The 18,323-nt window shown below is 68.2% G+C and carries 20 protein-coding genes and 1 tRNA gene; 11 read left to right on the plus strand and 10 right to left on the minus strand.

Annotated features, from left to right (window positions below):
- Nucleotides 1-11 precede the first annotated feature (11 nt).
- The 3 genes from nikC to EIP85_RS08320 are packed head-to-tail and all read right to left on the minus strand — an operon-like array spanning nucleotide 12 to nucleotide 3,579.
- The gene (gene nikC, locus EIP85_RS08310) at nucleotides 12-920 is read right to left on the minus strand and encodes a nickel transporter permease (protein WP_127901713.1); all 909 of its coding nucleotides are present in this window, start codon (nucleotides 918-920) and stop codon (nucleotides 12-14) included.
- On the minus strand, nucleotides 920-1,981 hold the full coding sequence (locus EIP85_RS08315; protein ID WP_127901714.1) for an ABC transporter permease: 1,062 nt from the start codon (nucleotides 1,979-1,981) through the stop codon (nucleotides 920-922). The genes nikC and EIP85_RS08315 overlap by 1 nt, the downstream gene beginning before the upstream one ends.
- Complete coding sequence (locus EIP85_RS08320) at nucleotides 1,981-3,579, minus strand: ABC transporter substrate-binding protein (protein WP_127901715.1); 1,599 nt, start codon at nucleotides 3,577-3,579, stop codon at nucleotides 1,981-1,983. The genes EIP85_RS08315 and EIP85_RS08320 overlap by 1 nt, the downstream gene beginning before the upstream one ends.
- A gap of 478 nt (nucleotides 3,580-4,057) precedes the next feature.
- Here EIP85_RS08320 and EIP85_RS08325 point away from each other — a divergent pair, with 478 nt between their 5' ends.
- A complete protein-coding gene (locus EIP85_RS08325; protein ID WP_338325343.1) occupies nucleotides 4,058-4,522 on the plus strand; it encodes a DUF2267 domain-containing protein in 465 nt (154 codons plus the stop codon).
- A gap of 242 nt (nucleotides 4,523-4,764) precedes the next feature.
- Here EIP85_RS08325 and EIP85_RS08330 read toward each other — a convergent pair.
- A tRNA-Ser gene (locus EIP85_RS08330) sits at nucleotides 4,765-4,854 on the minus strand.
- Nucleotides 4,855-4,901: 47 nt separating this feature from the next.
- Nucleotides 4,902-5,999 carry a redox-regulated ATPase YchF gene (gene ychF, locus EIP85_RS08335; RefSeq protein WP_127901716.1) on the minus strand — a complete coding sequence of 366 codons (1,098 nt, stop codon included), beginning with the start codon at nucleotides 5,997-5,999 and terminating at the stop codon, nucleotides 4,902-4,904.
- A 208-nt stretch (nucleotides 6,000-6,207) separates the two neighbouring features.
- Here ychF and EIP85_RS08340 point away from each other — a divergent pair, with 208 nt between their 5' ends.
- The 6 genes from EIP85_RS08340 (at nucleotide 6,208) to EIP85_RS08365 (ending at nucleotide 11,025) form a co-directional block, all read left to right on the plus strand.
- Complete coding sequence (locus EIP85_RS08340; RefSeq protein WP_127901717.1) at nucleotides 6,208-6,999, plus strand: COG4705 family protein; 792 nt, start codon at nucleotides 6,208-6,210, stop codon at nucleotides 6,997-6,999.
- Between the two features lie 350 nt (nucleotides 7,000-7,349).
- Nucleotides 7,350-8,141, plus strand: coding sequence for a tryptophan synthase subunit alpha (gene trpA / locus EIP85_RS08345; RefSeq protein WP_127901718.1), 792 nt, complete (start codon nucleotides 7,350-7,352; stop codon nucleotides 8,139-8,141).
- A gap of 93 nt (nucleotides 8,142-8,234) precedes the next feature.
- Nucleotides 8,235-8,555 (plus strand): hypothetical protein, encoded by a 321-nt coding sequence (locus EIP85_RS08350; RefSeq protein ID WP_127901719.1) that lies wholly within the window; start codon nucleotides 8,235-8,237, stop codon nucleotides 8,553-8,555.
- Between the two features lie 93 nt (nucleotides 8,556-8,648).
- On the plus strand, nucleotides 8,649-9,077 hold the full coding sequence (locus EIP85_RS08355; RefSeq protein ID WP_127901720.1) for a PACE efflux transporter: 429 nt from the start codon (nucleotides 8,649-8,651) through the stop codon (nucleotides 9,075-9,077).
- Between the two features lie 147 nt (nucleotides 9,078-9,224).
- Nucleotides 9,225-9,791, plus strand: a complete 567-nt coding sequence (locus tag EIP85_RS08360; RefSeq protein ID WP_127901721.1) for a TMEM175 family protein — start codon at nucleotides 9,225-9,227, stop codon at nucleotides 9,789-9,791.
- A gap of 64 nt (nucleotides 9,792-9,855) precedes the next feature.
- Nucleotides 9,856-11,025: an alpha-hydroxy acid oxidase gene (locus EIP85_RS08365; protein WP_127901722.1), complete on the plus strand. Its 1,170-nt coding sequence runs from the start codon at nucleotides 9,856-9,858 to the stop codon at nucleotides 11,023-11,025.
- Nucleotides 11,026-11,031: 6 nt separating this feature from the next.
- Here the strand turns inward: EIP85_RS08365 and EIP85_RS08370 are convergent, their stop codons facing one another.
- The 3 genes from EIP85_RS08370 to EIP85_RS08380 form a co-directional block, all read right to left on the minus strand.
- The gene (locus tag EIP85_RS08370; protein ID WP_241559927.1) at nucleotides 11,032-11,706 is read right to left on the minus strand and encodes a DJ-1/PfpI family protein; all 675 of its coding nucleotides are present in this window, start codon (nucleotides 11,704-11,706) and stop codon (nucleotides 11,032-11,034) included.
- 44 nt (nucleotides 11,707-11,750) lie between these two features.
- Entirely contained in the window at nucleotides 11,751-12,944 is a 1,194-nt protein-coding gene (locus EIP85_RS08375) for a trans-sulfuration enzyme family protein (RefSeq protein ID WP_127901724.1), read from the minus strand.
- Nucleotides 12,945-13,011: 67 nt separating this feature from the next.
- Entirely contained in the window at nucleotides 13,012-14,193 is a 1,182-nt protein-coding gene (locus EIP85_RS08380) for an MFS transporter (protein ID WP_206615484.1), read from the minus strand.
- A 177-nt stretch (nucleotides 14,194-14,370) separates the two neighbouring features.
- Here EIP85_RS08380 and EIP85_RS08385 point away from each other — a divergent pair, with 177 nt between their 5' ends.
- The gene (locus EIP85_RS08385) at nucleotides 14,371-14,769 is read left to right on the plus strand and encodes a (R)-mandelonitrile lyase (protein WP_127901726.1); all 399 of its coding nucleotides are present in this window, start codon (nucleotides 14,371-14,373) and stop codon (nucleotides 14,767-14,769) included.
- A 5-nt stretch (nucleotides 14,770-14,774) separates the two neighbouring features.
- Here the strand turns inward: EIP85_RS08385 and thpR are convergent, their stop codons facing one another.
- Both thpR and EIP85_RS08395 read right to left on the minus strand, forming a co-directional pair.
- The gene (gene thpR, locus EIP85_RS08390; protein WP_127901727.1) at nucleotides 14,775-15,317 is read right to left on the minus strand and encodes an RNA 2',3'-cyclic phosphodiesterase; all 543 of its coding nucleotides are present in this window, start codon (nucleotides 15,315-15,317) and stop codon (nucleotides 14,775-14,777) included.
- Complete coding sequence (locus EIP85_RS08395) at nucleotides 15,314-16,438, minus strand: acetoin utilization protein AcuC (RefSeq protein ID WP_127901728.1); 1,125 nt, start codon at nucleotides 16,436-16,438, stop codon at nucleotides 15,314-15,316. Before EIP85_RS08395 ends, thpR begins: the two co-directional genes overlap by 4 nt.
- A 197-nt stretch (nucleotides 16,439-16,635) precedes the next feature.
- Between EIP85_RS08395 and EIP85_RS08400 the strand changes: the two genes are divergently transcribed.
- The 3 genes from EIP85_RS08400 (at nucleotide 16,636) to EIP85_RS08410 (ending at nucleotide 18,282) form a co-directional block, all read left to right on the plus strand.
- On the plus strand, nucleotides 16,636-17,082 hold the full coding sequence (locus tag EIP85_RS08400; RefSeq protein WP_127901764.1) for an NUDIX hydrolase: 447 nt from the start codon (nucleotides 16,636-16,638) through the stop codon (nucleotides 17,080-17,082).
- Nucleotides 17,083-17,160: 78 nt separating this feature from the next.
- On the plus strand, nucleotides 17,161-17,610 hold the full coding sequence (locus tag EIP85_RS08405; protein WP_127901729.1) for a DUF1178 family protein: 450 nt from the start codon (nucleotides 17,161-17,163) through the stop codon (nucleotides 17,608-17,610).
- Nucleotides 17,611-17,613: 3 nt separating this feature from the next.
- Nucleotides 17,614-18,282, plus strand: coding sequence for an SDR family oxidoreductase (locus EIP85_RS08410; RefSeq protein ID WP_127901730.1), 669 nt, complete (start codon nucleotides 17,614-17,616; stop codon nucleotides 18,280-18,282).
- The last annotated feature ends 41 nt before the right edge of the window (nucleotides 18,283-18,323 follow it).

Genomic DNA, 18,323 nt, shown 5'->3' on the forward strand with positions numbered 1-18,323 from the left:
AAACATGGGCGTCATTTCTGGGCCCTCGGGTCAAGCACGTCGCGCAATCCGTCGCCAAGGAAGTTGAAGCCGAGCGCGACAAGGAAGATGGCGATGCCGGGCATGGTGGCGACCCACCAGTGGTCGATGATGAACTGGCGGCCCTCCGCGATCATCGCGCCCCATTCCGGTTGCGGCGGCTGGGCGCCGAGGCCCAGGAACCCGAGGCCGGCGGCGACAAGGATGATCCCGGCCATGTCGAGCGTCACCCGGATCACGACCGATGACAGGCACAGCGGCACCACATGGCCCCAGATGATGCGCAGGGACGAGGCGCCCTGAAGCTGCGTTGCCGCGATGAAATCGGCATTGCGGATGGTCAGCGTCTCGGCCCGGGCCAGACGGGCATAGGGCGGCCAGGACGTGATCGAGATGGCGATGATCGCATTCTCGATCCCCGGCCCCAGCGCAGAGACGAAGGCCAGCGCAAGCACGAGCTGCGGGAAGGCCAGGAAGATGTCGGTGATCCGCATCAGCACGGTATCGACGAAGCCGCCGAAATACCCCGAGATCGTGCCGACGAGAAGCCCGACCGGCGTCGCGATCACCGCAACGAGGGTGACCACCATCAGCGTCAGCCGCGAGCCGTAGACGATGCGGCTCCAGATGTCGCGGCCCAGATCGTCCGTGCCCAGCAGGTGCTTCCAGGATGGCGGCAGCAGCCGCTCGGTGTTCAGATGGCCGGTGATCGGGTCGTAGGGGGCAAGCACATCGGCGAAGATCGCCATCAGGACCAGCGCCGCGATGATGCAGAGCCCGACCATGGCAAGCCGGTTCGACTTCAGCGCCAGCCAGCTGCGGTAGGCCTGCCCGGCCCGCGCCTGCCCGCGCGAGGCGGGGGCGTCGGTCAGCAGCCATTCGCGGGAGAAGGCACCGGACATCATTGGCCCCTCCTGACCCGCGGGTCGAGCAGCGTGTAAAGAAGGTCGGCCAGAAGGTTCAGCATGACGAAGGTCGCGCCGATCACCAGCGTTGCGCCGAGCACCGCATTCATGTCGGCCGACCCCAGCGAGTTGGTCAGATACATCCCGATCCCGGGCCAGGCGAAGATCGTCTCGGTCAGCACCGCGCCCTGCAGCAGGTACCCGTAGCTGAGCGCGATCACCGTAACGAGCGGCACCGCCGCGTTGCGCAGCGCATGGCCCCAGACGATCCGCCATTCCGACACGCCCTTGACGCGCGCGGTGATGATGTACTCCTGGCCAAGCTCGGCCAGCATGAAGCTGCGGGTCATCCGGCTGATATAGGCCATCGAGTAATAGCCCAGCAGCGAGCCGGGCAGGACGATGTGGGAAAACGCGTTCCAGAAGGCGTCCCACTGGCCCTCGAGCGCGGTATCCACCAGCATCAGGCCGGTGATCCGGGTGACGTCGAACTGGTAGGCGATGCCGATCCGGCCCGGCCCCCCGACCCAGCCGAGATCGGCGTAGAAGAACAGAAGCCCGAGCAGGCCAAGCCAGAAGATCGGTGCCGAATAGCCGACAAGGCCGAGGACCCGCACCAGCTGGTCGACCAGCTTGCCCTGGCGCACCGCGGCCCAGACCCCGGCCGGCACGCCGATGCAGGTGCCGATCAGGATGGCGAAGGTGGAAAGCTCCAGCGTCGCCGGGAAGACACTGGCGATATCGTCGAGAACCGGCCGCCCGGTCAGCACCGACTTGCCCAGATCGCCGTGCAGCACATGGTCCGCGTAGATCAGGAACTGTTCCCAGATCGGCTTGTCGAGGCCAAGCTCGATATAGACCTTGTGATAGGTCGAGGCGGAGGCGCGGTCGCCCACCGCGGCCAGCACCGGGTCGATCGGCACCACGCGGCCGATCAGGAAGGTGACGAAGAGGAGCCCGAAGAGCGTGACGGCAAGTTGAACCGCCAGCCGCAGGATCCGTCCGAAAAGGGGCGGAAGGGCGCCGCGGCGCCCCTCCTGATCTGCGAGCTCGGTCATCAGTGCTTGACGACGCCCGAGACGAGGTTGTTGTCGAAGCTCGGGCCGACGATCACGCCATCCACGTTCTTGCGGATGCCCATCACCTCGACCTGCTGGAACATGATCACGTAGGGCGACTTGTCGAGCACCTTCTGCTGCAGATCCTCATACATCGTGGCCCGCTTGGCCGGATCGGGCTGAACCAGCGCCGCGTCGGTCTCCTTGGTCAGATCGGGGATCGCCCAGGCGTTGCGCCAGGCCAGCGTCTTGTTCTGCGAGTTGTCCGCGTTGTCCGGGTTCGAGGCGAAGCCCTGCGCGTTCGAGTTCGGGTCTTGGTAGTCCGGGCCCCAGACGCCGATGTAGATGTCGTGGTTGCGCGCGCGGTACTTGGTCAGCGTCTGCTTGCCGCTGCCCGGGATCAGTTCCACCTTGATGCCGGCCTCGGCCATGGTCTGCTGGATCGCAGTGGCCATGCCGGTGATGTCTTGGGTGTTGCGCACATCCATCGTCACCTTGAAGCCGTCGGGATAGCCCGCCTCCTTCAGAAGCTCCTTGGCCTTGGCGACGTTCAGGTCATAGGGGTTCTTGTCGAGCGTGCCGAGCATCCCGTCCGGCTCGAAGGTCTGGTGGACCTTGACGAGGCCGCCCATGATCGTGTCGGCAATGGACTTGTAGGGGACGAGGTACTTCAGCGCCTCGTCGACCTTCGGGTTCGACAGGTATTTATTCTTCTGGTTGAGCCCGAGGTAATAGATCGTGCCCTTGGTGCCCTTCTCGAACTTGACGTTCGCATCGGACTTCAGCGTCTTGATGTCGTCGGCGCCGAGGTTGCGGGCCACGTCCACGTCACCCTTCTGCAGCAGCAGCCGCTGGGTCGAGGGCTCCGGCACATGGCGGTAGATCACCATTTTCATCGCCGGCTTCTTGCCGGAGTAGTTCGGGTTGCGCTCCAGCACCACGTCCTGGTTCGGCTGCCACTGGCGAATCTCGAACGGGCCGGAACCGGCGTAATGGGTCTTCAGCCAGTTGTAGCCGAGGTCGCCGTCCTTGGCGTGGCTCATCACCAGCTTCTTGTCGACCACCATGCCCACGGTCGAGGTCAGGCAGTAGAGGACGAAGCTCGGCGCATAGGCCTTGTCCATGTGGAAATCGAGGCTCATCGGCCCGGTCTGCACAACCATCTTGTCGACATTCGCCTTGGTCAGGCCGAACTGGTCGAGGATGAAGGCGGGCGACTTGTCGAGCTTGACCGCGCGCTGCAGCGAGAAGACCGCATCGGCCGCGGTGATCGGATCGCCCGAGGCGAACTTCAGGCCGGGCCGGATCGTGAAGCTGATCGTCTTGCCATCCGCCGAGACCTTCCAGCTCTGGGCGATCTGGCCGTAGATCTTGGAGACGTCCTTCAGGTCATAGGCAACCAGCCGCTGGTAGGTATTGCCCAGCACTTCGGAGGCGGAAAGCTCGTAGACCTCGGCCGGATCGAGCGAGATCATGTCGTCGATGGTCCAGGCCTCGACCAGAGTGTTTTTCGGCGTTGCCGCCGCGACGGGCACCGCGGTACCGAGCGCGAGCGCGCCGAAGGCGGCCACGGCAACGAGGCTCTTTCCGGTAAGCATTTCATCCCCCTGTGATTTGGATTTTGGTACGGCCCGGCGGTCATGCCGCCAGACGAACGCGCCAATTAGCCTCGCGCTTCAAGGCACTGTCAAGGGGCCGTGAACCCGTGGTGAGGGGCAGGCGGGAGAGGCAAGCGGGCGAACAGGCCTCGTCGGTCTCGGGCGCCGTTCCGAAGCACGGCGGACGACTCCGACGGCAGCCACCCGACGTCGAGTGAGGTGACCCAGTCGCCGTCACAGATCGCCTGCTCTCCCCCAGCGGGCACCAGCCCCCTGCCCGAAATGCCGACGGTTGAAGTCGGCCTGACCGAGGCACCTGTCCCCCCGGTATTCGGCGACGGAGATCTCCCGAAAGTACCTTCGAGAGACACCGGAAACGGCGAAGGCCACGGTGGGGCGGGAGATGTCCGCCCAGCGGGGCAAAGAAGCCATCGAACCCTACCATTGCCCAAGAGGCCACCGGCCACTGAATAAGGACATGACGATGCCTATGCCGTGGACATATCGCCACGCGTCGAAGGAATGGCGGGCGATCCTGGACGATCTGAAGAGCAGAATGGGGCTCGTCTCCGACAACAGCGCATATACGGCCTTGGACGGCGTATTGCAGGTTTTCCGGCGTCACCTGACCGCGCAACAGGGTTTGGATTTTGCCTCCGTCCTGCCTTCGGTCCAGAGAGCGGTATTTGTCGCTGCCTGGAGGGTCGAGGGGGAGCCTCTTCCGTTTGACGATCGCAGTGCCATGACCCGGGAAGTCACAGAGATCCGCAAGAACCACAACCTGACGCCTGATAACGCCATTGAGGCCGCAGCCTCGACGCTGCGCCGCGACGTGAACAAAGAGGACTTCGAGCGAGTTCTGACGAGGTTGCCTGAAGGCGCCGGACAATTCTGGCATATGGACGCGGCAGACCCTCGATATATCTCGCCAAGAATTTTCTGAATCGATTGACGCCAATGGCTCGAAAGGACGCGGAGCGGACATCGGACCAGGACCTTCGAGGGCGTTTGGGATGGGCGCGGCGCGGAAGCCCTCGGGCTCGGACAACCGCAGGCAGCCGATCCCTTGGCCGTCCGGTGGAGCGTGGTGATGGAACAGCCCGCCGCCCTTACCGTTCGCGATCCCGGTCAGCCCGGACGTTGCACCAGCGCGGGCCCGGGAACAGATGAGGAAGTCAAAAGGGATGGCGGAGTGGAAGGGATTCGAACCCTCGAGACGGTTTCCCGCCTGCACCCTTAGCAGGGGTGTGCCTTCGACCACTCGGCCACCACTCCGCCGGCGTGTCTAGCGGCGTGCGGGCGGCAGGACAAGGGGGTAGGCGTCAGGCGTTGAACAGGAAATGCATCACGTCGCCGTCCTGCACCTCGTAGCCCTTGCCCTCGATGCGGAACTTGCCGGCTTCCTTGGCCCCGGCCTCGCCCCGACCGGCCACGTAATCGGCATAGGCGACGGTTTCCGCCCGGATGAAACCGCGCTCGAAATCGCCGTGGATGACACCGGCGGCCTGCGGCGCCAGCGTACCCTCGCGGATCGTCCAGGCGCGGGCCTCCTTCGGGCCGACGGTAAAGAAGGTCTCGAGCCCCAGAAGCTCGTATCCCGCCCGGATCAGCCGGTCGAGCCCGGCCTCGGCAAGGCCCATCTCCTCGAGGAACATCGCCTGCTCGTCGGTATCGAGCTGGCTGATCTCCTCCTCGATCCGGGCCGAGATCACCACCGATCCTGCGCCCTGCGCCGCGGCCATCTCGGCAACCCTGGCCGACAGGCTGTTGCCGGAAGCGGCAGAGGCCTCCTCGACATTGCAGACGTAGAGGACGGGCTTGGAGGTCAGAAGCTGCAGCTGCGACCAGAGCTTGCGGTCCTCCTCGGCCACCACGACGGTACGGGCGGGTCTGCCGGCCTCCAGCGCCGCCTGCGCGAGCTTCAAAAGCCGCTCCTGCTCGACCGCCTCCTTGTCGCCGCCGCGCAGCTTGCGGGCGAGGTTCGGCAGCCGCCGCTCGATCGATTCGAGATCGGCGAGCATCAGCTCGGTCTCGATCGTCTCGGCATCGGCGATCGGGTCGATCTTGCCCTCGACATGGGTGACGTCGTCATCCTCGAAGCAGCGCAGCACATGGGCGATGGCGTCGACCTCGCGGATATTGGCGAGGAACTGGTTGCCCAGCCCCTCCCCCTTCGAGGCGCCGCGCACGAGGCCGGCGATATCTACGAAGGTGATCCGCGTCGGGATGATCTGCTTGGAGCCGGCGATCTCGGCCAGCACGTCGAGCCGCGCGTCCGGCACGGCCACCTCGCCGACGTTCGGCTCGATCGTGCAGAACGGGAAATTCGCAGCCTGCGCGGCCGCCGTTCGCGTCAGCGCGTTGAAGAGCGTGGACTTGCCCACGTTCGGCAGCCCGACGATGCCCATCCTGAAGCCCATGTTTCCCTCCGGCGAAGACGCGGCCCGCTTCTAGGGGAGGCGCGCGCGGCAATCAAGCTGATCCGTCGCGCGGCACCGGGACGGCGAAAGGCCGGGCCTTACAATTCCGTAAGCTCACGCCCCTTTCATCGCACCTCCGGGTCGTTTGGGTTAGCTAGACCCCGACCGCCCCGCCCGGGGCGTCCTGCAGAAAGGGACCCCCGACCGCATGGCCTTGCCCGACCTCACGCTCCCCTCGCCCGCCGTCCCCCATCGCAGCCCGTTCTCGAAAGTGCCCGAGATCACCGTGCTCTTCTGGATCGTGAAGGTCCTGACCACCGGCATGGGCGAGACGACGTCGGACTTCCTCGTCCATCACATGGATCCGCATATCGCCGTCGTCATCGGCTTTCTCGGCTTCCTCGCCGCCATGGCGCTGCAATTCGCGGCCCCGAGGTACAATGCCTGGATCTACTGGTTCGCGCTCGTCATGGTCAGCGTCTTCGGTACCATGGCGGCCGATGTCCTGCATGTCGGGCTCGGCGTGCCCTATGCCGTCTCGACCAGCTTCTTCGCCCTGTCCCTCGCCGCGATCCTTACCCTCTGGTACCGCAGCGAGGGCACGCTCTCCATCCACAGCATTCACAGCCGCAGGCGGGAGGCGTTCTACTGGGCGACCGTGCTGGCCACCTTCGCGCTGGGCACCGCTGCGGGGGACATGACGGCGATGGCCATGGGTCTCGGGTTCCGCGACTCCGGGGTGATGTTCGCCGCGGTGATCGCCCTGCCCGCGCTGGCCTACTGGTTTCTCGGCCTGCCGGAGGTCCCGGCCTTCTGGTTTGCCTATATCATCACCCGCCCGCTCGGCGCCTCCTTCGCCGACTGGATGGGCGTGAACCACCAGCGCGGCGGCCTCGACTGGGGCACGGGCCCGGTCAGCTCGGTCCTTGCGGTGCTGATCCTCATCCTGGTGGGTTATCTCGCCTTCACCCGCTCGGATGTGGAGCCGGAGCGCGGCTGAGGCCGCCCTCACCGGGACCGGAGCCCCCGGCCCGAATGAGCGGTGCGCAGCACCGCCGGTCCAGCGCCCGTCCGCCCCCAGGGGCGGGTGCTTCTGGTGAGTCTGCCGCCTCGGCAAACGGTAGGGAGCGATGTCGCCATAAACGGACAGACCCGCACCGCGACATGCGCCCACCCGCGGACGGTCCCGGGCCCTCCTCGCCGCGAAACCCCACCTGACGCGAAACCCCGCGTGAGACGTGCGTATTCATTGCGCACCACGCCCCGCCCCCCCCGCGCCGCCTTGATTTCCCCCCGCCCTTCCGGCACATCGGGACCAGCCTATTCCAGGACCGCCGCCAAGGACTGCCCATGACCCGCATTGACGCCAAGTTCGCCGCGCTGAAGGCCCAGGGCCGCAAGGCTTTCGTGTCCTACCTCATGGCGGGGGATCCCGACATCGCCACCTCCGCTGCGGTCATGGCCAAACTCCCCGCCGCGGGGGTGGACATCATCGAGCTCGGCATGCCCTTCACCGACCCGATGGCTGACGGTCCCACGATCCAGCTCGCCGGCCAGCGCGCGCTTGCCGGTGGCCAGACGCTGCAGAAGACCCTCGACATGGTCGCCGCCTTCCGCAAGACCGACGACACCACCCCGATCGTCCTCATGGGCTACTACAACCCGATCTTCTCGCGCGGGGTCGACCGCTTCGTTGCCGACGCCAAGGCCGCCGGCATCGACGGGCTGATCGTCGTCGACCTGCCGCCCGAGGAGGACGCCGAACTCTGCATCCCCGCTCAGGCCGCCGGCCTCAACTTCATCCGCCTCGCCACCCCCACGACCGACGCGAAGCGCCTGCCGAAGGTGCTGCAGAACACCTCGGGCTTCGTCTATTACGTCTCGATCACCGGCATCACCGGCGCCGCGGCGGCCCAGGCGACCGACGTCGGCCCCGAGGTCGCCCGCATAAAGGCCTCGACCGACCTGCCCGTCATCGTCGGCTTCGGCATCACCACGCCGGAGGCCGCACGCACCATCGCCGGCGTGGCCGACGGCTGCGTCGTGGGCTCGGCCATCGTCAAGCGCATCGCCGACGGGGCGACCCCGGACGAGGTCGCCTCCTTCGTCGCCTCCCTCGCCGAAGGCGCGCATTCGGCCTGATCCCGCGCGGGTCCCCCCGGCCCGCCGCGAGGCGCTTCGCCAGCCCCTCGACCAGTGCTAGACTGGCCCTCGCCCGCCGGGAGCCAGTCCGCCATGCCCAGCCTCGCCCGCCTAATCCCGATCCTCGCTGCGACCTTCGCGCTCGCCACCCCGGCCCTCGCCGACAAGATCGACGGCGACTGGTGTGCCCCGGGCAGCGCCCGCTCGCTCCACATCGACGGCCCGGCGATCACCACCCCCGGCGGCCATGCGGTAGAGGGGGACTATTCCCGCCACTTCTTCTCCTACACCGCGCCGGCCGGAGAGCCGGGCGCCGGCACCCGCGTCAACATGCGCCTGCTGAACGAGATGTCGGTAGAGATCCACTTCCCCGATGTCACCGAAACCTGGCACCGCTGCCAGCTCAACTCCTGAGGCCGCCCCCCGCCTTGACCCCACCCGCCTGCCGGGCGAAGGTCGCCACTGGCCCGCCCCCGGGCCGAACGACCCCAGCCCCCGGACCTGCCAATGCCGCCTTTCCTGCGCCGCTGCCTCTACGTCGCCACCTTCGAGGGGATCGGCCTCGTCCTCGTCAGCTCCGGCCTCGCCACGGTCTTCGCGAGCAGCCTGCCCCGCGCCGGCAGCTTCGCCCTGGCCTCGACGCTGATCGCCACCGGCTGGAGCTTCGTCTTCACCACCCTCTTCGAGCTTTGGGAGGCCCGCCAGACCCGCCGCACCCGCACCCTCGCCCGCCGCATCGCCTATGCCGTGGGGCTGGAGGCCGGGATGCTGACGATCCTGACGCCGCTCCTCTCGGTCTGGCTGGCGCTGCCGGTGCTGACGGCCTTCGCCGCGCAGCTGACGATGACGCTGGGCTTCACGCTCTACGCCTTCGTCTTCAACTGGGGCTTCGACGCGGTCTTCGGCCCGCCCCGCTCGGCCCGCGAGCGCGCCTGACGCCCCCCCCGGGCCGCCCACCCGCAACACCGGTCATTCACGGTGCCAAAGCGGTGCAAAAGCGGTGCTCTCACGGTAAGCACCGAACGCTTGATTACGCCTCCGCTCCCCCCTAGCCTGATCTTCCCCGAAGCGGAGGGTCGGCGCGTGACCAAGGGACGGATGGAAGCCTTCTCCGACGGCGTGATCGCCATCATCCTGACCATCATGGTGCTGGAGATGAAGGTCCCCCACGGCCACTCGCTGGAGACCCTGAGGCCGGTCGTCCCGGTCTTCCTCTCCTACATCCTCTCCTTCGTCCACATCGGCATCTACTGGAACAACCACCACCACATGCTGCAGCGCGTCACACATGTCGGCGGCGGCGTGCTCTGGGCCAACCTGCACCTGCTGTTCTGGCTGTCGCTGATGCCCTTTGCCACTGGATTCATGGGGGAAAACGACTTCGCACAGATCCCCGTGGCGCTTTATCTGGTGGATCTCCTGGCCTGCGCGATGGCCTATTTCCTGCTCGAACGCAGCCTGATCGCGCGGCACGGGCGGGACTCCGAATTCGCCCGCGCGCTCGGCCGGTCGTGGAAGGACAAGGCCTCGCCGGCGATCTATCTCGCGGCCCTCGGGCTGACCTTCGTCTCCTCCTGGCTCGGTCTTCTCGGCGTCGTCACCGTCGCCGCGATCTGGTTCATCCCCGACCGCCGCTTCGAGCGCGCCTGAGCAGCATTGCCCGGCCCGATCCAAATTGGTAATCCGGGCTGACCAGTCGCGCGCGGAGGCCCCCATGCCCGTCATCACCTGCATAGAGGATCTGCGAAAGATCTACCATCGCCGCGTCCCGCGGATGTTCTACGACTACGCCGAAAGCGGCAGCTACACGGAACAGACCTTCCGCGAGAACACCAGCGATTTCAAGAACCTGCGCCTTCGCCAAAAGGTCGCCGTGGACATGTCCGGCCGATCCACCGCCTCCGATATGATCGGCGAGAGCGTGGCGATGCCGGTCGCCCTCGCCCCGGTCGGGCTGACCGGAATGCAACATGCCGACGGCGAGATCCTGGCCGCCAGGGCGGCCGAAGCCTTCGGCGTGCCCTTCACCCTTTCCACCATGTCGATCTGCTCGATCGAGGATGTGGCCGCCCATACCCGCAAGCCGTTCTGGTTCCAGCTCTACGTCATGAAGGACTGGGACTTCGTCGAGAACATCATCAACCGCGCCAAGGCGGCGAACTGCTCCGCCATGGTGCTGACGCTCGACCTGCAGATCCTCGGCCAGCGCCACAAGGACCTCAAGAACGGCCTCTCCGCGCCGCCGAAGCTGACCATCCCGACGATGCTCAACCTCGCCACCAAATGGGGCTGGGGGATGGAGATGCTCGGCACCAAGCGCCGCTTCTTCGGCAATATCGTCGGCCACGCCAAGGGCGTGGGCGATGCCTCGTCGCTTTCGTCCTGGACCAACGAGCAGTTCGATCCCCAGCTCGACTGGGGAAAGATCCAGCGCATCCGCGACATGTGGGGCGGCAAGATCATCCTGAAGGGCATCCTCGACGTCGAGGACGCAAAGCGAGCCGCCGATTTCGGTGCCGATGCGATCATCGTCTCCAACCACGGCGGGCGGCAGCTCGACGGCGCACTCAGCTCGATCCGGATGCTCCCCTCCATCGTCCGCGCCGTGGGCGATCAGGTCGAGATCCACATGGATGGCGGGATCCGCTCCGGCCAGGACGTGCTGAAGGCGCTGGCGCTCGGTGCCAAGGGCACCTTCATCGGCCGCAGCTACATCTACGGGCTCGGCGCGATGGGCCAGAAGGGCGTCGCAACGGCCCTGGAGGTGATCCGCAAGGAGCTCGACATCTCGATGGCCCTCTGCGGCGAGAAGGACGTGAAGGCGCTCCGCCGCGAGAACCTGCTGATCCCGGCCGATTTCGAAGGCAACTGGGCCGGGGCCTGAGCCGCCCTAGCCCAGCGCCTGCGCCGCCCTCTCGGAGGCCCGCAGGCGCTGCTCCCGCAGCCCCGCCCCCTTCTCGCGCAGCCGTGCCACCAGTTCGGGCGAGGCCGTCCGGAGCGAGCCGCAGCGGAACGGCGGCTCCGGGTCGTATTCGATCTGCAGCTGGATCTCCTGCGCAGCCTCCTCGCCCAGCACCTCGGCGGCGATCGCCAGCGCGAAGTCGATGCCGGAGGTCACGCCCGCCCCGGTGAAGCGGTTGCGGTCGCGCACCACCCGTGCCTCCACCGGCTCCGCCCCGAAGAGCGCCAGCTGGTCGAGCGAGGCCCAATGCGTCGTCGCCCGGTACCCCGTCAACAGCCCTGCCGCCCCCAGCACCAGCGCCCCGGTGCAGACCGAGGTCACCCAGGCGCAGCCCGGCGCCACCCCGCGCAGGTAGTCGAGCATCTCGGCGTCCTCCATCAGCGCGATCTGCCCCGGCCCGCCGGGCACGCAGATCAGGTCGAGCGAGCCGGCCTCATCGAACGTGTGCGTGGGCAGCATCGCCAGCCCTCGATCCGACCGCACCGGATCGCGGGTCTTCCAGATCAGCGAGACCTCGGCCCCTGCCATCCGTGTGAAGACCTCGAGCGGCCCGGTCAGGTCAAGCTGGGTCAGGTTCGGAAAAAGGAGCATCCCGATCCGCATCATGTCCCTCCTAGCCGGGCCTCCCTACCGGGCCGCGCCCGGGCTCAGCCCTTCGCCGCTTCGGCCGCCGCGGCCACGCCACGGGTGAAGTCCTCGATCAGGATCTCGATCTCCTCGACCCCAACGGAGATGCGGAAGAACCCCTCGGTGATCCCCACCGCCTCGCGCTCCGCCGCCGGAACCGCCCGGTGCGAGCTGGAGTTCGGATGGGAAAGTGTCGTGCCCACGTCGCCCAGCGTCGGCGCAAAGGCCACCTCGGGCATCGCCAGCGTCAGGGCGTTGGCAGCGGCGCGGCCGCCCTCCAGCTCGAAGCTTACCATGTTGCCGCCGCGCTCGCCCAGCAGGGGGCCAGCGCGGTTGTGGTCGGGGTGGTCGGGGCGGGTCGGGTAGACCACGCGCTTGATCCCCTTCAGACCGGCGAGGTGATCAGCCAGCGCCCGCGCGTTCTCCTGCGCCCGGTCGAAGCGCAGGTTGAAGGAGTAAAGCCCGCGTTCTGCCAGCCAGCAGTCGAACGGGCTGGGCGTCATGCCGGTCGTCACCGCGAAATCGTAGATCGTCTTGCGCACCGCCGGGTCACGCGCGGCGACATAGCCGAGCGTCACGTCGGCATGGCCGGCCAGGAGCTTCGTCACCGAATGCAGCACGATATCCGCGCCATGCTCCAGCGGTCGGTAAGCGCGCGGGGTGGTGAAGGTGTTGTCGACGACCAGGAGGATGCCGCGCTCATTGGCGAGCTTCGTGATCCCCTCCATATCGGCGAGGCGCAGCGTCGGGTTCGACATCACCTCGACGAGGATCATCTTCGTCTCCGGCCGGGTCGCCGCCTCGATCGCCGCAGCGCTGGTGCAATCGGCCAGCGTCGTCTCGATCCCGTAGCGCGACATCTCCTGCGTCAGAAGCCGCAGCGAGCGGCCGTAGAGCTGGTCGCCCCCGATCACATGGTCGCCCGCCTTCAGCAGCCCCATCAGCACGACCGAGACCGCCGCCATGCCGGAGCCGAGGATCAGCCCGCCCTCGGCCCCTTCCAGCCCGTCGATCATGGTCGCAAGGTGGTCGGCGTTCGGATGGCCCTCGCGGGCATAGGTATAGCCCGGCACCTTGCCCGCGTATTGCGCGTCGAGCTGGTCGGGGCTGTCGGAGGCATAGACGACAGCCATCTGCAGCGGCGGCACGACCGGGCGGCTCACCCCCTCCGGCCAGGGATTGCGGCGAACGAGGGTGCGGCGGGCGTCGGTCATGGCGGATCTCCTTTTGCCGGATTTGGTTGCACGGGCCACGGGGACTGGCAAGAGGCCGCGATGCCCCTTACCCCGCGACTCCGCGCGCGCCGCGCGTCCGGGTCAGGCCATGCGCCTGCAGCGCCACGGCCGCCAGCGTCAGCCCCGCCCCCAGCATGCAGACGCCGGGCCACCCCGACTGCCGCCAGGCCAGCGCCGCCGCGGCCGAGGCCGCCGCCCCGCCGACAAACATCACGCTCATGTAGAGCGTGTTGATGCGGGACCGCGCCTCGGGCCGGAGCGCGTAGATGATCGACTGGTTCGACACCATCGAGACCTGCGCCCCGAAATCGAGCACCACGACGCCGATGCCGAGCCCGATCAACGACCCCCAGAAGCCGAAGACGAGCCAGGCGAGAAAGGCCACCCCGGCCCCCAGCGCCGCCACCCGTTCCGGCCCGATCCGGTCGCCGACCCGACCGGCGACCGGGGCGATCAGCACGCCCGTCATGCCTAGCAGGCCGAAGCTTCCCGCCGTCGCCGCGCCCAGCCCGTACTGCGGGCTCGCCAGCTGCAGCGCGAGGATGGTCCAGAAGACCGAGAAGGCGCCAAAGACCAGCCCCTGCGTATAGGCCGCGCGCCTCAGCGTCGGGAACTCGCGCCAGAGGTGGATCAGCGTCACCATCAGCCGGCCGTAGCTCTGCCGGCTCTCCGCCGGCCCCTCGGGCAGCACCCGGCCGAGCCACAGCCCCGTCAGCGCCGCGACCGGCGCCGAGATCGCGAAGATCGCGGGCCAGCCGAAGGCCTCGGCGGTGAAGCCCGCCACCGTCCGGCTCAGCAGGATCCCCCCCAGAAGCCCCGCCATGACAGAACCGACCACCGCCCCCCGCCGCTCCGGCGCCGCCAGATGGGCCGCGAAGGGCACCACCTGCTGCGCCACGGTCGAGGCCGCGCCGAGCAGCACCGAGGCCGCCAGCAGCACGCCCACGCCCGGCGCCGCTGCCGTCAGCGCCAGGACCAGCGCCAGGATCAGGAACTGCACCACGATCAGCCGCCGCCGCTCCATCAGGTCGCCCAGAGGCACCAGGAACAGAAGCCCCAGCGCATAGCCCGCCTGGGTCGCGGTCGGGATCATCGGCACCAGCGGGTTGCCCGGAAAATCCTGCGCCAGAAGCGCCAGCATCGGCTGGGCGTAATAGATGCTCGCCACCGCGACACCCGTCGCCACTGCCATGCTGCGCACCGGCAGCCGCCGATCCTCACCCGTCATTCCCGCTTCCCCGTCCTGGACCTCCCCGGACCTAGCGGGATGCGCCGCCATGGCAAGTCCAATTGCGCCCCCCGGCCCTGCAACCCGGGCATGGCGGCCCAGCCCTGCGCCCCGGCATGGCAGCGCCCGCCCTGCCCTGCTAGAAGCGGGGCAGCCCATATCGACAGGAGATCGCTCATGGAGATTACCCGCGCCGGCAGCCAGCCCTCGGGCAGGGGCCCTTCGGACTGGTTCACCGGCACCGTCCGCATCGACCCGCTCTTCGCCGTGGCCCCTCCGGCCCGCGCCGCCAGCGCCGCGGTGACCTTCGAGCCCGGCGCCCGCACCGCCTGGCACACCCACCCGCTGGGCCAGGTGCTGATCGTCACGTCCGGCCTCGGCCGCGTCCAGCGATGGGGCGGCCCGGTGGAGGAGATCCGCCCCGGCGACGTGATCCGCTTCGCCCCGGGCGAGAAGCACTGGCACGGCGCCTCGCCCGAAACCGCGATGACCCATATCGCGATCCACGAGGCCCTGGACGGCAAGACCGTCGACTGGATGGAACATGTGACCGACGCCCAGTACCTCGGCGCCTGAGCCGGTCAGGCGGTCAGCGGATAGCGCATGACCTCCTCGTAGATCCGGCCCTCCGGCCCCGGGTCGGAACGCCAGAGCCCGAAGGCCGCCACCGGCCAGGGCCCGGCGCGAAAACCCGCGGCACCGGCGGCGGCCCGCTCGATCCGCTCCGCCTCGCCCCGGCCGCCCTTCAGGCGGCCGAGCGTCACATGCGGGGTGAAGCGCCGGGCCTCTGGCGTGAGCCCGGCGTCGCGCAGGGCCGTCTCCACCTTCGTCTGAAGCGCCATCAGCGCCGGCTGCGGTGCCACGGCGGCATAGGCCACCCGCGGCCGCGCGCCGCCGAAGAGGCCAACGCCCGAAAGCGCCATCTCGAACCCCGGCGACCGGATCGCGGAAAGCGCCAGGTGCGCCTCCTCCGCCTGCGGCTCGGGGATATCGCCCAGGAAGGAAAGCGTCAGGTGAAAGCCCGCGGCCGGCACCGGCCTCGGCAAGGGCAGCCCCGCCTGCAGGAGAGCCAGCGCGTCGCGCACTTCCTCGGGCAGGGCAATGGCGACGAAGCACCGGATCATCTTCGCGCGAGCCTCCCGATCCGGTCCCGCAGCTCCGCGCGCACCTCGCCCTCCCGCGGCGGGTCGAGAAGGGTGGTGTAAAGCGCCTCTTCCACCTCGCGGCCCCGCTGGCGGAAGCCGTCGAGCCCGCGCAGCACCGCCTCCGCCTCTGCCGGCAGACGGTCCGGCACCTCATGCCCCGCCAGCGCCGCCCAGACCCCGGCCCAGCAGCGCCCGACCGACCAGGCGTTGTAACCGCCGCCGCCAAGCACGATCAGCCGGGGCGCAAGCGGCCTGAGCGCCCGGACGACCTCACGATGGGCGTTGTTTGACAGCGCAAGCCGCGACAGCGGATCTTCCGCCAGTGCATCCGCCCCGCATTGCAGGATGACGACCTCCGGCCGGTGGGCCGCGACGCGGGGCAGGATCAGCCCCTCCAGCGCGGCGCGCATCTCGGTATCGTTGAACCCGCGCGACACAGGCAGGTTGAAGCAGTTGCCCCCGCCGTCATCCTCCAGCGCGCCGGTGAAGGGCCAGCGGCGTTCCTCGTGGACGGACACCAGAAGCGCCTCCTCATCCCCGGCGAAGGCCGCCTCCACCCCGTCGCAGTGATGCGCGTCTATGTCGACATAGGCGATCCGGCGCAGGCCGAAGCGGCGCAGCACGAGCATGCAGAGCACCGGATCGTTCAGGTAACAGAACCCGTTCGCCCGGTCGGCCAGCCCGTGATGCGTGCCGCCCGCGGGCGAATAGACGACGCCGCCGTCCCGCACCAGCTCCGCCGCCAGCATCACCGCCCCGGCGGAGGTGGCCGGGCGGCGGAACATCTCGGGGAAGACCGGGTTCGAGGTGGTGCCGAGCCCGTGGCGCGCCCGCACCTCATCGTTCACCGCGCCCTCGGCCTCCGCCCGCTGAAGCGCGGCGACATACTCCGGCGTATGCCAGAGCGTCAGGGCGGCCGGCTTGGCGCGCGGGCTGGTGCGATACTGCCCCGGCGCCAGCCAGCCCATCGCCCGGACGAGATCGATCACCGTCGAGACCCTCGGCACCCTGAGCGGATGCCAGGCGCCGTAGCTCGACCGGCGGTAGATCTCCGATCCGATGAAGGCGGGGATACCCGCCGCATGCGTCTCTGCCGCCATCCGCCTCCCTCGCCGTCCGGCCCGTCCGTCTTCCCGAAGTTGTCAAAATCGTTACAGTTTACAGCGTTTTTGCAGGCCGCCGCTGGCAGTCCATGCGATCCGGTGTTACTTTGAATTGGAGCAGTTCCAAAAAATTCCAACACCCCGGGCGCACGGGGGAGCAAACGATGTCGATGTCAGGAAAGATCAAACCCCTCATGCCGATCGCCGAGGCGGTCGCGGCCGATCCCGTGGCCTGCCAGGTCGCCGGCCTCTGCTGGCGCCTGTCCAGCGGCGGCAAGCTTGAGGTTCTCCTTGTCACCAGCCGCGACACCGGCCGATGGATCCTGCCGAAAGGCTGGCCGATCAAGGGCTTGGACGCCGCCAACTCGGCGCTCCGCGAGGCGTTCGAGGAAGCCGGCGTGGACGGCAGGGTGGCCAGTGCGGAAATCGGCCGCTTCCCCTACGTGAAGGTGATGGGCGAGGATCGCGGCTTTCCCTGCGAGGTTGCCGTCTTCCCGATCGAGGTCCGCCGCCTGCGCGACGTTTTTCCCGAATGCGACCAGCGCCGCCGCAAGTGGTTCCCGATCGAGAAGGCCGCGCAGAAGGTCGACGAGCCGGAGCTGGCGGAGCTTCTGCTGAGCTTCACGCCGGGCAGGGGCTGAACCGCCCGCCCCGTCTCTTCGCCTTGAAACTCCCTCGGAAATCGTTACCTCGTAAAGGGTAAACCGATCGAGGCAGGCATGATCCGCTACGCCCTTCACTGCGACAAAGGCCACGCATTCGAAAGCTGGTTCGCCTCGGCGGAGGCCTGCGACCGGCTGATCGAGACCGGCCGCATCACATGCATCGAATGCGGCTCGACCGGAGTCGCGAAATCGTTGATGGCCCCGGCCGTGAACCAGGGCGGCACCGAGGCACCCAAGCCGAAACCCGCCGAAAAGCAGCCCGGCCCGCTCACGTCCCCGCAGAACCCGATGGAGCAGGCGCTTGCCGCCCTGCGCAAGGAGATCGAGGCGAATTCCGATTATGTCGGCATGAATTTCGTCTCCGAAGCCCGCGCGATCCATGCCGGCGACGCGCCCGAACGCTCGATCTTCGGCGAAGCCCGCCCCGACGAGGCCCGCGCCCTGATCGAAGAGGGCGTGCCGGTCGCGCCCCTGCCCTTCCTGCCGGCCAGAAAGACCAACTGACCCATGACGACACTGATCACAGGCGGCGCGCGCGGCCTCGGCCGGGCGCTGGTGGAAAACCTTTCGGCTGCGGGCGAACCCGTCATCGCCACCCATCGCGGCGCGGTGCCCGAAGCGCTCGCCTCCGGCGCACGCTGGCTGAAAGCCGACATGACCGACGCGGCGAGCCTGGCGGCCCTCGGCCCCTCGCTCGGCGAGACGGCCGTCGACACGCTGATCTGCAACGCCGGACTTCTGAAGGACCGCCACCAGGACATCGACAGCGGCTACCCGCCCGAACTCTGGGCGGAGATGTTCGCCGTCAACGTCACCGGCGTCTTCCTAACCGTCCAGGCGCTCCTGCCGGCGCTGCGCCGGGCCAAGGGGGCGAAGATCGCCATCATCTCGTCGCAGATGGGTTCCTCGACCCGCGCCAGCGGCGGCAGCCTGATCTACCGCGCCTCCAAGGCCGCGGCGGTGAACCTCGGCCGCAATCTCGCGGTGGAGCTGAAGGGCCAAGGCATCAGCGTCGGCATCTATCACCCCGGCTGGGTGCAGACCGACATGGGCGGCCCCTCCGCCGCGATCACGCCGGCTCAGTCCGCCGCCGGCCTGATCGAACGCATCCACACCCTCGGCCCGGCCACCACCGGCTGCTTCGAAACCTGGGACGGCACCCCCTTCCCGTTCTGACCGCGATACCCCGCGCGCTTCCTTTGCCTCTGCTCGCGCAT

It is taken from the genome of Solirhodobacter olei (assembly GCF_004010155.1).
Classification (GTDB): Bacteria; Pseudomonadota; Alphaproteobacteria; order Rhodobacterales; family Rhodobacteraceae; genus Solirhodobacter; species Solirhodobacter olei.